This window comes from Limosilactobacillus reuteri (assembly GCF_020785355.1).
GTDB lineage: Bacteria > Bacillota > Bacilli > Lactobacillales > Lactobacillaceae > Limosilactobacillus > Limosilactobacillus reuteri_I.
The window spans coordinates 20,944-36,290 of sequence record NZ_JAJGVH010000083.1; the positions used below are offsets into that span (position 1 = coordinate 20,944).

Consider the following 15,347-nt stretch of genomic DNA (forward strand, 5'->3'; position numbering starts at 1 on the left):
TTTAAAGGTTGCTTTTTATTAATTTTTTAATCTGATTTGCTTTTTGTAATATTTTTATATTATCTATTTTCCCTAAATTAGAATAATTTTTCCCTTTATAACTATAAAAGCGTTTATAATTAGCAGACAGTAAATATTTACTATTAATTATCACGAAAGTTTTAATAGGCTGCTTGCTTACACCATTACGAACGTCCAAATAGCTTGTCTTCGATATCATAAATTTGTCTTGCTTTTCAAATTCTTTTTTTATGTAACTTTCTGCTTGCAAGATTACTGCAAATATTTCTACTTTCATTGTCTTATCCACAATAACAAAATAGAACACAAAAATTTCCTTTTTACTGTCACTAGACAAAGATGGCATTTTAACTTGAATATTACTTAAAGTAATAGACTTTCCATCATTATTAATTACCCCATCGTTATTAATAACATTATTGAATTCCGGTTCCCTTTTACCTTTTTTGTAAACAGCAATATATACACTATCGATCATACCATGCTCAATAGTTAGACCTCCAGCTATTTCAAAGTTAAATTGATAATATTCCTTTGAGTTCTGATCCACAGGCAGTTCGTCTTTACTCTTATTTTTTATACTGAATATAGAGAAATCATTAATTGTTACTATTAAGGGAGCAGTTAATTCACTGATGTTATTAGCAATCTCACTTATCTTTTTAGACTTCTTAGCAAGATTATTAGCCTCACCACTTATCTCATTGCTTTTTTTAGAAAGAGTATAGCTAGAAAAGCCAAAAATTATTGTAAAAAAGCCAAAGATAATTGTCGAAGCTATATTTATAATATCCTTATATTTCAAGAGATCATCCAAAAAGCTTACCAAATATCTTCTCTCCTTATACTTGATATATATTCAAATACAGAATATTAATTAATGTTATTTTCTTTTATTACGCCGTTTGTAAAATTAAGTTAGAAAAGGAACAAGCCATTTGTGATAGACTTTTGAATAACCACAAATGACCTATAAACATCTCACCACATATGAATTAACCCTCATAGCTGATTTTGGAAACCAGAGAACGAAGACTAATCAAGTTGCTAAATTTCTTAAGCAAAGCCAAGAAATTGTTTATCGTGTTTATCGCTTCCTCATAGCAGTAAGACAGTATCTCCAATCCTACCAACGTAATAAACGGCGTTGTGGATGTGGAAAAACTCAACTTCCTAAAGCCGAGATTAGCTACATCAACAAACAAATTAAAGCCGGTCACCTCAGTCGCAGTATCTATCAATGATATAGTAATTTCCCTCATTACCAGCACGAGTTTGGTCACTTTGAAGCTGATACTGTTCAAGGGAAAAGCCATCGTGGTGCGGTGATGACACTCGTGAAACGCCAGTCCATTATCCTTAACGTTCACCGTAAAACTGATAAAGCTGTCAACCATCGCCTAGATAATTGGCTTTCTAAAATGCCTCGTCATTTTGTTAAGTCAATTACTTTTGATAGCTAGATGGTGTGATATCGCTAATAAGCATGATACCCACACTTACTTTACGAAGGTTGATGCACCGAACCAACAAGGCTTGAATGAAAACAACAATGGTCTTTTATGTCATGACGGTCTCAGTAAACGCTTTGACTTCTGACATCTACCTGTGATGCATTGTTAATGCTTCGTAGAAATAATATTCCACAAAAGTCGCTTAATTACTGCACGCTACTCGAAGTATTTCTAAGTCATATCACAGATGAACAAGTTTCAAGTTTTTTCTAATTTAAATTAACATTTCGGTTTTCTAAAGCTCTAGATAAGCTTATTTTAGAATTTTGCTTTTTTGAGAGACCCCAACCCTTTTTTCCTGACAAAGGAAATGACACCGATAATCCAAGTTAACATACTAGTTACTACAGAAAATTTATCTAAATTTGACATTTGATATTTGACTTTAATTAAATTACTATTATTAGTTTTCCCTACAACAATTTGTCTGTAACTATTAACTTTATAAAACAATTCCTGGTCATTTTTATTATAGACTTTCAAATTTCTATAGGCGAAAATTGGTAGTGTTATATTTCTAGAATTTTTAAATTTACTATTATTAAATTCGATTTCATTGGGTTTAACAATAGTCTTTTTTAAAGTAAACTTTTTCCCGTTAATACTAGCATTCTTTGATATTATTTCAGGAAGTTTTTTAGTACCATCTATAGGAGCATAGTCCCCTAAGTGATATAAAGCTGGTTCTACTTTTTTTCCAGAATCAGTATAATTAACTCCTCTTGGGGTAAATGTAGCCAAAGCAAATTTTTCATTATTATTTACTGGATTTTTAAAATTGGTTATTCCAGCATACCATGGCACTATAGTTATTACAGATAGTACAAGTATGACAATTATTCTTCTATAGTATGAAGTAGCAATGATACTTATTAAAATATAACATTCATGTCCTGCAACTAGGCTTAATAAGTACGATGATATCGTTAAAAATCTCCAAGGAAATTGGATAATGCTCAATGGCGTTTTTTCAATCAAGTTCCAAGGTAATAATGACGTCGATACAAACAAGAATACTATCCCCAAAAAATAAATTATTTTATAATTTTTATCCCAATCTTTATACTGTGCAATTCCGATAATTATTGCTAAAAATAAAATTATACCAATATTATAAGTATTACCTGCATCACCACGAGTTAAATTATTATTTAGCGATTCCATAATAACCTTACTTGGCAAAAGCGCTTGTGCAACCATATCCATTTTATCGGGTTGTGATATTTTTTGATATGTCTCTTGTTCTAAGAAAGGAATCCAAAAAATTGCTGAACTTAAAATAGAAATTAATATAGCCCTCCCAAGGTCTATAACACGGTTTCTTCTTTTTGTTATTTTTTTATAAGTTATGAAAATAATAAAAAGAAGAAGCAAAAAAATAGCATAAAGTACTACACTAAGAAGATGTGATAGAAGAACAAATGACATACCAAATCCAAGAAAGGGCCAATCTTTACTATTTCCTAATACAATTGCATACAACCCATACACACATAATGGCAAAAATGTTAATGCTATAAACTCTCCTAATGCAAACCTGGCATAAATATCTATTGTTCTGTAAGAGCAAAACGTATAGATTATTGCAGTCATAAAGGATTGTAAATTATTATTTGAAAACTTCTTTGTTGTCCAGTAAGTAAATGTCAACGTTAAAAATGTATAGAATGCTATTCCAATATATATTGCAATAACACTATTTTTTACAAGCAAACCAAAAAATATAAATGGTAATAACGTTACCCAAGGATAAAACAAATTTAAAGGGTAACCAATACTATGGAAAGTATAAGTGTATATACCAATAAATAGATTTCCATTTTTAAAATTAGTTACCATCTCCAAAATTCTATGAAGTTGAAATATTAAATCATCACCATAAAATATTATATTTGTTTTAACTAATGGTAATATAAATATCACTGACAAAAAGCAAAATAATATTAATAATATGAGTTTCTTAACGATTATATTATTTTTCACTGTATCCCTCCTAAGCTACACTCTAATTTGTTTACTACTAATTTTCCAAGCTAATAATTTAATTCCAATCCAAAAAAATGTCTAATAATATACGACTGAAAGTAGAAAGGTAACCCCAGGCCAAAAAGAAATCTATAGTATTTATATACAATAGCGGTAATGTTTCTCTTCCAAAAAATGCTAGGTAATTGCCCAATTTTGTACTGCTTATACCTTCTGAAAAATAAATTATGCAATAAGAAGCAGAAATTATAAAAATCATAGAGAAAATAAAATTAGGAAATACTCTCATTGCCATATCTATATAAATCTTATTTTCTAATCCCAAAATCCAAATTGCAAAGGCAATTGTGATTAATAAAACTCTTTTCCTTTCTATTGCTGGATAATGTTCTCGAAACTCAGCACCTATCCACATAAATAAACAGGCAACGGGCACTAAATCCCATGCCTGAATTAACCAAATTCTATCAGCAAAGCTACTACTAATGTAGGCTAATACAACAAAAACTATCCCTACATAGTTTAAATCTATTACTTTTGTCATAAATAAAAGAAAAACTTACTCAAAAAAACACAATTAAAAACCACATAGTATCAATTGTAAAGTGTCCTCTTGCTGGAGTTGGCGGTGCAAAACTAATGCACTTAATATTGCCTAAAAAATACATCTTTATTATAGATATGGAACATTATTCGTTCAATTGTACAAACAATCACTACAATTATCGTTGGAACTAGAATCTTTTTAATTAGCTTAAATAGTTTTTTCCCTATAATTTTTTATCTTCGTCGTAAATCCAGACATAATAAAGAATACGGGCATATGAAATGAATATATTAATAATGTTAGTAAATTTTCACCAGGTGCACCGGTTAAATTATGCCCTGTAATCATTGCTAAAATTGCAATTCCTTTAACTATATCAACCCATTAAATTCTTTTCTTTACATAATGAAGTAGATACACTAATATAATCCCAGCCCATCCGATAAATGCTATTAATTTAAAAATTGACAGTAAAATAATTGGTTTATATGAAACTATAATCTTATAACTTCCCTTGTTAAGTTTTAGTAAAACAGTGCCTCGATCTGACATTTTATAATTACTGACTTTATTATTAAGTTTTACATTTGTATGTTTATAAGCCAAAGCGGGTAAATCTACTTTACTATTTTCTTTCAAACTTATATTATATATAAGTTTGTTAGCATTGCTTTTTTGGATCACTTTAGTCTCTTTGTTATTAATAAATGTAACTCTATTAAATATTGACTTCCAATTTTTAAATGCAGCTACTGGCATATAATCAGTTTCCCCATATAATGCACCATATGAAAATTGTCTATTATATGAAGTGTTTGTAAGAATAATCGGTGTATCAGTCGAGTCTCTCAAGGTTTTATATTTTCCATGACGACTATTTGCTAGTACTGCCACGCTATTGTCAGTATTTTTATTTCTCGCAATATCTGAATAAATACTACCCGCATATAACAAAATAAAAAACAATAAAATAACACTAGTAATAACATTAGTGCTAATAGTAGAATAGTTAAGCTTTAAAAGTGCTTTTGATAATACAATTGCTAAAAAAGCAATCGCATAGCTAGTATAACGATAGGGGAATTGAATAATGGATAGTGGAGTCTTAGCAAAGTATTGCCAAGGAAAAGCCGTTGTGATCATTAAGGTAATAACCACACCTATAATATAAGCCCATATATACTTTGAGTTTTTATCTATAAATATCCATCCAAACACTAAAGCTATCAAAAGTAGAAGACCGATTCCTCCGCGATTAAGCGCATCATTAGAAATAGCCGATACAATGAAATCTCCTGCTGACTGCATCAGCATAAACCCAGAGGATGGTCTCATTAAATTACCATGCAGGTAATCAGTAAACAATGGAATAAATTGCCATGCAGAAAGCAAAACAAAAAATATTACTGCTTTTATTAAATTAATAAGTTTATGCCATTCTACTTTTTGTTTTTGAATGACATAGCAAATTAACATAATAAAGCAAACCTCAACTGAAATGAAAACACTAACATAATGACTATAAGCCATTAATGTCATTCCAACAGCTAACGTTATCCATTTATTACGATAAAGTACATTCCACATACCAAGTAATATTAACGGAATAAATGTATATGCTTGCGCTTCTCCTAACACATAATTGCTTAAAGTAAGATAAAGATGATACGGAGCTATTACGTAGATAATTGCGAAAAAGAGAGATTGCCGAATATCTCCATTGGTAAAAGACCTCATGCAATAAAAAGCGATTAACCCTGTAGCTAAGAATAAAAGCCACACATATACCAAATATGCTGTAACAGGAGCAAAAATAAATTTTAATAACGCCCATGGATATAAAAAGACAGATGGATAAAACAAAAAATTAGCATTCCCCACTTTACTAAAAGTGTCTGTTGCAAGATACGTGAATAAGTGTCCTCTTTGTAAGTTTAAATAAATTTGTTGAACCCTTGCCGAATGAAAACTCCAGTCAGAATGAACGCCTATTTGTCCTACCCATAAAAAGGGTAGGATCATTAATACTGTAAAAGTAACTATCGTAATAATCGCTATAATACTTTTTAACCTTTTGTTTTTCATAATAATCCTTTTTACTACCAGATATTTGTCCACAATGGCAAATACTTCTGTAATTCTATGCCCTTAATCTGCAAAATAAAAATTGACATATTAACAATTGCAAATATTGATAATACAAATAATATTTTTCTATTCTTGCTTAATATCTTTTTTATTAAAGGAATGCACATTATTAAAAATGCAAAGCCTAGCACTGCAAAAGTTCTTGTTGCGGAAACGTAACTTGTAGGAGAAAATCCAAGTGCTACTCGCGCTAAAAATGCTCCTCCTAATAGAACTATCATTTCAATATATAAAAAGCTATTTTGCCCATAATAATATGTAAAGACAAGCAAGATAATATAGCACCAATATAACAGAAACTGAACAATTGAAGTAATGGTCATATGGTTAAGCAATCCCAATTTAGGAAAGGTAAACAAAACTCGAAAATGTCCTGTTAAAATAAACATATCAAACAAAATATTAACAGTAACTAAAAGAATTAAATTAATTCCAGATGCCAGCATATATTTTTTTGATGTAATTAAAATATGTGTCCAAAATATTAATAAGGTTAACAGCATCACTAATAATGAATTACTAAATAAAATATGTTCTCCTGTTGTCATAAAGCCAATATCCAACTTATTAATCATATTTAGTTTAGAAAATTCTGGAAACCATTTTGCGGTTTCTAATTGACTCCGTACTCTATTTCCTGGGCATAAAATAAAGTATATAAAGTTAAATAATATAAATATTAATTGTAAACAGTTATACTTATAATGAGGGCTGATATTATGCTTTATTGCTCGTATCATAATATTAGTAATATAAATAATAAGCAAAACAATCATAATTTGCTCATTATTAGCAGCATATATAACTGCTAAACTCGCTAATATATATTGATATCCCTTCATCTGCTGATCCACAAATAAAGGTGTAACTGCATAAATTGCTGCTATTATTGGCCACAAGTAAGTTGTTGTAGTAGCAATCCACCCTGCTGTACTAAAATATGGAAATGGAATAAGCAATATCAATAAGCATAAACAAATATCTATATATATGCTCTTCTCATTATTAAAAATTTTAGACAGACTTTCTAATAAGACATAAAATAGCAGGGCAGTAATAAATGAAAAATATATTATATTATGAGTCGAAAAAAGATACATAAAGAAGTTAATAATTGTTCGAGAAGACCAATTACCATATTGACCTACTACATAATCAAAACTTTTCTGAACCGTATTAAACATTTCTCGATGTTGAAGGTTATAAACATCATCACCAATAAGTGGTACTTTATAGAAAAGAAGAAACATTAAAGCAGACACTATTACAAAAAAGAGTGTCCTATATTTGAAATAATTTTTACTTACCATAATTTTTTCCTTAATCAATAGCTTATTTATGTTCATCTAAATATCGATGCACTTGTCGTTTAGCATAACGATACCATGGAGTTGTATATTTTGCTATTCCCTTAGTATCCCATTTCGTTACGGTAGTGTTTATGTATGGAAAATAATTCCCATATTCTTTTACTATTTGTTTTCCAATACGTACATAATTTCTATCTTCTGAGCCACCTGTTGATTTGTGCCAAATTCTTGCTGGAACAACATAATTTTTCTTTCCATCAATGACTGCACGTAAGCACTGTTCAACAGCATAGAAATGCCAACCTGGACAATCAGTAAAAGGAATATGCTCCCAATAAGTTTTTTTCATTACAAAAAAGCTTTCATCTACAGTTTGAACTTCTGTAGTTTTACTAATACTTGTACCTACAGATTCTTTATTTTCACCTTGAACAATTGCAGTAACAATAAAGCTCCTATTTCTATATAACTTCCATGGACTTCCTGCTATTCCCGCTACCCCAAAGTCACCTATATCTTTAATTTTGTTTAAAGTATCCCGTAATGAATATTCATCAAGAAAGCGGATATCTGGATGAAGAAAAACTAAATACTTGCCAGTTGCTTTAGCTGCAGCTTCATTATATGCCGTACGAGCTGAATTAAATTGATTCTGATCATTATTTATTTTTATTAATTCATAATCAACATTCTTTTGTTGTAATAATCCCTTCCTAAACTCCTGATATACATCTTCATGGTTAGAAATCGTTATCAAAGAATATTCATAGTTATAATTACCCATTAGGATTATCCTTTCTTTATAAGATTATGTTTTAACAGCCTTGCTGCATCAATACGCGCCATTGAATCAGAATTATATTCAACTAACTGTTTAATTTTGGGGTGACGATGGTCTAGCCAAACATTGAGTAACCGTTCTCCCAAAAATCCATATAATCTTTGTTGATACTGATCATAAGAAGATATATCAACTTGTTTTTCTACTTGAAATAAAATTTTAAATAACCATTCACAATATCTATCCATTTCTTCTCTTCTTGTATAAAACATATTATAGAATGAAGCTTGATTATTATATTTCATAACCCTATCAAACGAGCTAATATATTCTGGAAAAGTCTCTTTTATTATATTGCGTGTTATTTCTAAATCCTTAATATGGTGAAAGTGATCAAATTGCTCCCATAGACTGCCTTTCCCTCCAATTTGAGGAGTAGCAACAATCCAATCAGTCCCATCCTTAAGCCAAGTATCTAATTGACTAACAGAAACAGGTTGAGAATGTCCTTTTATAATAGTTGTTAAATATAAAGTATTAAAAGAAGTATATTTAGAAAAATAACGCCGATAATGTGCTAATCCAATATTCTTATCTTTGGTGTTTTTCCACATCCAATATAAACCGGTTAATTCACAAAAACTATAATTTTTATTTGAAATATTGTCACCAGTGTTATCTGTAATAAAATTGTCAGGATTTTGATTTTTATTTGCTCCTACTAGTAGTGGGGTATATCCAATTGGCAAACTTTGGTAATTAAAATGCTTGTGAGTTATTACATAAAATGTCATTTATTGCTCCTTTAATTTTATAAACCTTTCACCTAATTCTTAAATAAAAAAGGATACTATATAGTATCCTTTTTTATTTAAGATACCTCTTCCATGTTACAACAGTAAAAGAAACAACAAGTCCCACTAATGCTCCTAAAGCTAGTCCCACAGCTATATACTTCTTTTTATTTGGAGTAGTATTTACTTCTACATCATCAGAAGTAGCGCGTGAAAGCAATCGAACATTTCCTGCTCCGGGTTGTACTTTCGGGAGTTCTTTTTGAAAACCTCTAGCGACTGCATTTGCTATTGCAGCTGAATCACTCGCATCACCAGTTTGAACTTTAATTTTCATTACTAATGATTGAGGATGCGTAATTGCGTTAACATCTTCTTTAATCATATCTGCAGAATATTTGTGCTGTAACTTTTTCGGCAAGTATTTTCGAGCACTGATAGCAACTTGCTTATCTTGAGCAACATCACTATAAGTATCCATCATATTTAAATCAGTAATAACAATTGGCTGTTGATTATTTCCTTGGTTTAACTCACTCTCACTAATTCGATGTGATATCACTACTGATCTTTCAGCAGTATAAGAAGTACTTTGCTTATATTTTGCTAGCACTCCCATTCCAATTCCACCAATTATTGCTAAAACTATTGTTATGATTAATCCTTTCCAAAAACTAGGACCTAACTCTTTTAATTTATATTCTTTCAAAATTAATCCTCCAACTTGTGATAATAAGCATTACTTGCTAATAATGCTATTAGAAATGGATTATAGGATATGTCCAAAATATGCTGTTCAATAATACAACTAACAGTTAATAATAGCATTATTCCTGCCAAGCAATATCCTTGTACGCTTACGGATCTCATCCCAATCAAAGTCATTACAATAATAACAAACAATAACATTATGAGTCCATATATTATTGTTAATCTAATAAATGAAGAATCAATATAAAAATATCCCCCACTCATTCCACTTTGATAAAATTGCTTGAAACCTTGAGCACCACCAAATCCATGCTCAATTACGCGCTTACCAAATAATGATATACTATATTTTTCAAAAGCTAAATGTGAAATCTCTAATCGTTTAGAAACTACATTATTAACAATTTGAAATAATCGATTATTAGCAGAATAAAAAATTGCAGAGATTACAGTAATGTATGATAAGATGGGCGCAACAATCCAATAAAATGATGCTATATCTCGACTAATACCCCTAGCTTCATAAGCTCTTTTTGCAATTGCCATAACTGGAATTGTTAATAAACTAACAATAACGTCCAATCTTGCCTGTGTTAAAGAGTACATAATCATACTTATAATAATAATGCCAATATATGATCGCCATGTAATCTTTTTAAAATATAGATAAAAATATGCAAGAATTAACGAAAATATATGTGCAGCAAAATCAGTGGGGTAGTTTATTCCCATAGAATGACGTAAAAACTTTTCCCGTACATAAACTGAATCTTTTATAATTCCTAACTGGGAATAAATAACAGTTAGAAATAACATAATTAATCCAGTTTTAAAAAAATAATTAATGATAGTATGAAAATTAATTCCTTTAGCTCCTAATATAAATAATGTATAAATTAAAATATCTACTGCTTGCGAGTTACGCCAACTAAGAAACGCTAAAAATATTATTAACAAATATCCTAGCTTCTTTTTTAAACTAAGACCATCCAAGATATAGATTTTTAAAAGCAACAAAATTATCGCTAAGTAAGATAACCTATTTAACAAATTTATGGAAATTGTTGGTGTAAATGTTGTGAAGCGAAGAAAAGAAATTACATAATAATACAAAAAAGTAAAATAATAAATTCTCTTTCCTGAAATTGTCATATTTTCTAGCTTTTTTATCGCCATACTTTACATTCCTTTACTTTTTTAAATATATTAGGTACCAATCACCTAAATATTGTCGCAAGCGCGGATAGCAGTTAAGATACGTTAATAAACTTATTCCATTAAAAATATTACTAGTTTCATAAAATTGTTGTCTCTTTGCTAACCATTGACTATTTTTATTAATAATTTCCTGCTGGTAGGCTGTATCTCCCATAACATCACTATCTATAAATTTACGCATTGATTCATTATTAAATTTGCTAGAAACTTTTATCCAATTTTTTTTCGCTGCAACTGATTTAAGTTTCTTACTTTCTTTAGCAAACGCACTTTTCTTATGGTTGCGCCAGCGGATTAAATCATCAGTGTAAGCATATACGCTTCCATCCATTAATCCCATTCGCCAGAGTAAGGCATCATGAGGATAATCTGGTTGCCAATACTTTTTGCTAAGAGTCAATAGTTCTTTCCGAATACAGTATGTACATCCTGGTGAATTTACCAATAGATAATTATCTTTAAGTGGAACCTGTTTTAATTTGTTATCGTTTTTCCACGGATCAATTCTTTGTTTACCATTCTCAAAGAATTCACAATAATTAGAAGTTAGTAACATAATTTGTGGATTTGCAGTCATTAATCGTACCATTATCTCAATTTTATCTGTACGCCAAATATCATCTTGGTCACATGGAAAAATTAAATCTCCTGTTGCATTCCACATCGTTTCCATAAAGTTTCTTCGCCAGCCTTTGTTATGATCATTAACAATAACTTGCCAGCTGTTTAACTTATTTTGATTAATATACTGCTTTACTATATCAACAGTATGATCGCTAGAACAATCATCTGCAATAATCACCTCATCTGCTGGTCTTGATTGCTTGCGTAAAGAATCTAATTGTTCAATTATATATTTTTCGCCATTATATGTTGATATTACTACTGATGTCTTCATCAACTTTCTCCTTTATGTTGCTCATATCTCGACCATGCATACCGATAAAATGGCAGGCCTAAACATAATAAATAATAAGCAAGCCTATCCCGTTTTGGCGCTTTTCTATTTAATATAACCTTTTTATTAGTTTTAATATATTTAATCAATTTAAGTTGAGTATCTTTCACATTTTTAGTATTAAGAGTTTGATTTAAGGTACTGAATCGAGCATAAACTTGTCGTCTTAGAACAGCATTTTTTAAATCAGGATGTGCAGCAACTACACTTTGTGCCATTTGATCTGTCATTTCTAAAAGATCTAATTTTTTATTACTAAATTTAGCAGTAACAATTGAGTTTGGTCGAATAACGTAATAATACTTCCCAATAAAGCCACATGCTACTTTATCACATTGTAATAACAATTTATATGTAGATCCAATATCTTCAAATAGTTTACCTTTAGGGAAGAAATCATTAGAATATAGGTCTTTTTTTCCTAATTTTGCATATGCACATGTATCAACCAAATTATGGTAACACATCATCTCAATGCATTTTTTTCCAGATAGAACTTTTTCTATTTGATTTCCATTATCTTTTTGGCGGCCAGAATTGCCGTATACGTTAATAAGAGAACAGATAGCCAATGGAGCAGTAAAATTTGTTTGTTTTAGTAAATTGAACATAAAAGAAACATAATCCTCGGTTACATAATCATCCGAATCGATAAAAGTTACATATTCTCCGGTCATAATTTTTAGCCCGTAATTACGGGCATCCGAAAGACCGCCATTTTCTTTATGAACTACCTTAATACGATTATCTTTAGCAGCATATTCATCCGCAATTTTACCAGATAAATCTGTTGACCCATCATCAATTAAAAGAATTTCAAGTTTTTTGTATTGCTGATTAATTATCGAATTTAAGCATTTTTTTAGATAATTTTCCACATTATAAATTGGAACGATAACTGTAATTAACGGCGTACTTGCCACTGCCATTTTATTCACCTATCTTTTTATTTAGTATAAAGGAATTTACTAGGATAACGTATCATTAAATAGTCTAACAATAACTGTCCTCGCAGATGAGAACGAACTGGTGGCAATTTTAGCGCCAACTTCAAATTATTGGTAAAGCTACTATCCTTACTTAAGTTTGCATATGCTTTGAGATACTCAGCATTCTTTCCAGTTATTTCACCATTGTACAGTCGCTGAAATTCATTCGCCATTTTAGTCATTAATAAAAACCCATCAAGTTCTCCTGAGAGGTTGAAAAACCTACGAATCAATTGCTGAGGAGCTTGACTATCACTTCCTCCCACAACATTGTCAATATGTTGACGATACAGTATTGTTGGAGTTGAATCATAAATTACTTTACCAAAAGCAGCCGCAATTTCAGCAAACCACCAATCGTGCATTGCTACTTTATCCCAATTCACGGAATTGATCCGTAATTTTTCTTTAAGCTTCTGGTTAATCATTACCGTACACCCGGTAACACAATTTCCAAATAAAAAATGTTGAAAATCAGACCATACACGTCCTCGTTTCATTAATTCGATCGGCTTTAAATCATCATTTACAACCTGTAGCTCAGTATGTAAACAAAGAGGGATTTCTTGATATTTTTCCTTCGTAATCAGGTCAAGAGCTCGCTGAATTTTATTTCTTTTCCAAATATCATCCTGATCAGAAAACATATAAAAATCTGCATCAACATTTTTTAAGAGATCCATGAATGACCTTATAACTCCCACATTACAAATATTTTCCTCATTAAAGAAGGTTATTCGATCATCACTATTTACAAATTTAGAAATAATTGAAGCTGTTTTATCATTAGATCCATCATCACGAATATAAAGATGCCAGTTATTGTTTGTTTGTTTTTGTATAGACTCTATCTGCTCCCTTAAATATCTTTCGCCATTATATGTTGACATTAAAATGGCAATTTTATCTTGTCCCATTATTATCTACCATCACTCTCTATTAGCTTTACGCTCATTAATTAATTCTAAAGCCTGATTGACAATAGGAGCGCGTAAAACAAATATACATAATATATAGACTATCGCTCCTATTATAACTTCAATTGCTAAATTAGGAATTGTCATATTCATAATCATTGCCAACCGATAAGTAATAATGAACATAATTCCTCCACTTAATAAATACTTCCACATTTGACCAAAAAGTTTTCTTCTACTGATTGTTTGTCGAATATAAACTAACTGTACTGCTGCCACTGCAAATTCAGAAATATCAGTAGCTAGAGTTGCCCCACGTGCTCCCCATAATGCAATTAAAAATAAGTTTGCAATAACATTAATAACTGCACCGACAGTGACAGAAACTGTATACTCTTTAGTCCGATTAATTGGCATTAAATACTGTGTTCCTGTAACATTACTCCAACCAATAAACAAAATCACCGGTGCTTCAATCATCATTAGGATCCCAGCATCATTAAACTGCTTTCCTAAGAACCATGGTGCAAATTGCTTGGCGATTGCCATAATTCCAAACATCATTGGAATCGCTATCGCCGTAATAAAATCAAAAGAATTATAAAGGCTATCACGAATTCCTTTAACATCACCCTTAGAAAATTTATTAGCAATATGCGGCAACATTACTTGGCCTGAAGCAGTTACAACAGCTAAAATAACTTTAATAATTTGATCTGTATATTGAAATTGACCTAATTGACTTTGCGTTGACATTCGCCCCAACATTAATCGGTTAACAACCAGATATACTTGAGTAGTAATTGTTGGAACAAATAATAATAAAGCTGGATAAAAATGCCGAAAAGGATGCCACGTACTAATTGGAACCCATTTAATTTCATCTTTTAAATACGGCCATAAGGTCAGATTACCTACTAAATTTGATAAACCAAGCAACGCGATATATTTACCTAAATCATTATTACCTTTAACTACTAAAAAAATTAAAGCAACTGAAGCCAACTTAACAAGCATATTACGGAAAACAATCCGCTGAAAATTTTCAACGCCCATAAAATACCATGATACATCTACACCAGCGGCAATAATCCAAAAAGATTGAAGTAAAAAATATTCTTTAAAAGTTGTACTGAAGAGTAATACAGCTCCTAGATAAGCTATTAAGGCACAAGTGATAGTTATCACTTGCAACAATTCGATTCCCCAAAAGATTTTTGAACGTTCAATAGGATTTTCACGATGATAGGCAACTTCACGATTACCATAAAGTGCAATTCCCATTTGCCCAACAAGCATAAAGAAGGTCATCCAACTGTTTGTATAAGAATTGATACCTACAAGTTCCGGTCCCAGTACACGTGAAATATAAGGAACAGTAATTAACGGTACTAACAGTAATAATATTTGATAGACAACATTATACAAATAATTCTTAATAACCTTCATGGCT

At 30.5% G+C, this 15,347-nt stretch carries 14 protein-coding genes and 1 pseudogene; 1 reads left to right on the top strand and 14 read right to left on the bottom strand.

Annotated elements, in window-relative coordinates:
• Window position 1: 1 nt before the first annotated feature.
• On the bottom strand, window positions 2-850 hold the full coding sequence (locus LMB56_RS09460) for a hypothetical protein (RefSeq protein WP_229279759.1): 849 nt from the start codon (window positions 848-850) through the stop codon (window positions 2-4).
• A gap of 136 nt (window positions 851-986) precedes the next feature.
• Between LMB56_RS09460 and LMB56_RS09465 the strand changes: the two are divergent.
• Window positions 987-1,748 (top strand): annotated as a pseudogene (locus LMB56_RS09465) (IS30 family transposase).
• Between the two features lie 45 nt (window positions 1,749-1,793).
• Here the strand turns inward: LMB56_RS09465 and LMB56_RS09470 are convergent.
• The 13 genes from LMB56_RS09470 to LMB56_RS09525 form a co-directional block, all read right to left on the bottom strand.
• Entirely contained in the window at window positions 1,794-3,518 is a 1,725-nt protein-coding gene (locus LMB56_RS09470; protein WP_229284223.1) for a YfhO family protein, read from the bottom strand.
• A gap of 58 nt (window positions 3,519-3,576) precedes the next feature.
• Entirely contained in the window at window positions 3,577-4,065 is a 489-nt protein-coding gene (locus LMB56_RS09475; protein ID WP_229279761.1) for a hypothetical protein, read from the bottom strand.
• A gap of 210 nt (window positions 4,066-4,275) precedes the next feature.
• Window positions 4,276-4,443 (bottom strand): acyltransferase family protein, encoded by a 168-nt coding sequence (locus LMB56_RS10570; protein ID WP_411268603.1) that lies wholly within the window; start codon window positions 4,441-4,443, stop codon window positions 4,276-4,278.
• 9 nt (window positions 4,444-4,452) lie between these two features.
• Window positions 4,453-6,153, bottom strand: coding sequence for a 6-pyruvoyl-tetrahydropterin synthase-related protein (locus tag LMB56_RS09480; protein WP_229284222.1), 1,701 nt, complete (start codon window positions 6,151-6,153; stop codon window positions 4,453-4,455).
• A gap of 14 nt (window positions 6,154-6,167) precedes the next feature.
• Window positions 6,168-7,526 (bottom strand): DUF6056 family protein, encoded by a 1,359-nt coding sequence (locus LMB56_RS09485; protein ID WP_229279763.1) that lies wholly within the window; start codon window positions 7,524-7,526, stop codon window positions 6,168-6,170.
• A gap of 22 nt (window positions 7,527-7,548) precedes the next feature.
• Entirely contained in the window at window positions 7,549-8,310 is a 762-nt protein-coding gene (locus LMB56_RS09490; RefSeq protein ID WP_229279764.1) for a glycosyltransferase, read from the bottom strand.
• 5 nt (window positions 8,311-8,315) lie between these two features.
• Window positions 8,316-9,101: a DUF4422 domain-containing protein gene (locus LMB56_RS09495; RefSeq protein WP_229279765.1), complete on the bottom strand. Its 786-nt coding sequence runs from the start codon at window positions 9,099-9,101 to the stop codon at window positions 8,316-8,318.
• A gap of 73 nt (window positions 9,102-9,174) precedes the next feature.
• A complete protein-coding gene (locus tag LMB56_RS09500; protein ID WP_229279766.1) occupies window positions 9,175-9,810 on the bottom strand; it encodes a YveK family protein in 636 nt (211 codons plus the stop codon).
• Between the two features lie 2 nt (window positions 9,811-9,812).
• On the bottom strand, window positions 9,813-10,988 hold the full coding sequence (locus LMB56_RS09505) for a hypothetical protein (protein ID WP_229279767.1): 1,176 nt from the start codon (window positions 10,986-10,988) through the stop codon (window positions 9,813-9,815).
• A gap of 13 nt (window positions 10,989-11,001) precedes the next feature.
• A complete protein-coding gene (locus tag LMB56_RS09510) occupies window positions 11,002-11,928 on the bottom strand; it encodes a glycosyltransferase (RefSeq protein WP_229279768.1) in 927 nt (308 codons plus the stop codon).
• Window positions 11,928-12,917 carry a glycosyltransferase family 2 protein gene (locus tag LMB56_RS09515; RefSeq protein ID WP_229279769.1) on the bottom strand — a complete coding sequence of 330 codons (990 nt, stop codon included), beginning with the start codon at window positions 12,915-12,917 and terminating at the stop codon, window positions 11,928-11,930. The genes LMB56_RS09510 and LMB56_RS09515 overlap by 1 nt, the downstream gene beginning before the upstream one ends.
• Before the next feature lie 17 nt (window positions 12,918-12,934).
• On the bottom strand, window positions 12,935-13,894 hold the full coding sequence (locus LMB56_RS09520; protein ID WP_229279770.1) for a glycosyltransferase family 2 protein: 960 nt from the start codon (window positions 13,892-13,894) through the stop codon (window positions 12,935-12,937).
• A 12-nt stretch (window positions 13,895-13,906) separates the two neighbouring features.
• Window positions 13,907-15,343, bottom strand: coding sequence for a flippase (locus tag LMB56_RS09525; RefSeq protein WP_229279771.1), 1,437 nt, complete (start codon window positions 15,341-15,343; stop codon window positions 13,907-13,909).
• Window positions 15,344-15,347: the final 4 nt, after the last annotated feature.

Coding starts and splice junctions, on each gene's coding strand:
- LMB56_RS09485 (WP_229279763.1), bottom strand. CDS start 7,526: ATGGTAAGTAAAAATTATTTCAAATATAGGACACTCTTTTTTGTAATA.
- LMB56_RS09505 (WP_229279767.1), bottom strand. CDS start 10,988: ATGGCGATAAAAAAGCTAGAAAATATGACAATTTCAGGAAAGAGAATT.
- LMB56_RS09475 (WP_229279761.1), bottom strand. CDS start 4,065: ATGACAAAAGTAATAGATTTAAACTATGTAGGGATAGTTTTTGTTGTA.
- LMB56_RS09520 (WP_229279770.1), bottom strand. CDS start 13,894: ATGGGACAAGATAAAATTGCCATTTTAATGTCAACATATAATGGCGAA.
- LMB56_RS09490 (WP_229279764.1), bottom strand. CDS start 8,310: ATGGGTAATTATAACTATGAATATTCTTTGATAACGATTTCTAACCAT.
- LMB56_RS09495 (WP_229279765.1), bottom strand. CDS start 9,101: ATGACATTTTATGTAATAACTCACAAGCATTTTAATTACCAAAGTTTG.
- LMB56_RS09525 (WP_229279771.1), bottom strand. CDS start 15,343: ATGAAGGTTATTAAGAATTATTTGTATAATGTTGTCTATCAAATATTA.
- LMB56_RS09515 (WP_229279769.1), bottom strand. CDS start 12,917: ATGGCAGTGGCAAGTACGCCGTTAATTACAGTTATCGTTCCAATTTAT.
- LMB56_RS09510 (WP_229279768.1), bottom strand. CDS start 11,928: ATGAAGACATCAGTAGTAATATCAACATATAATGGCGAAAAATATATA.
- LMB56_RS09480 (WP_229284222.1), bottom strand. CDS start 6,153: ATGAAAAACAAAAGGTTAAAAAGTATTATAGCGATTATTACGATAGTT.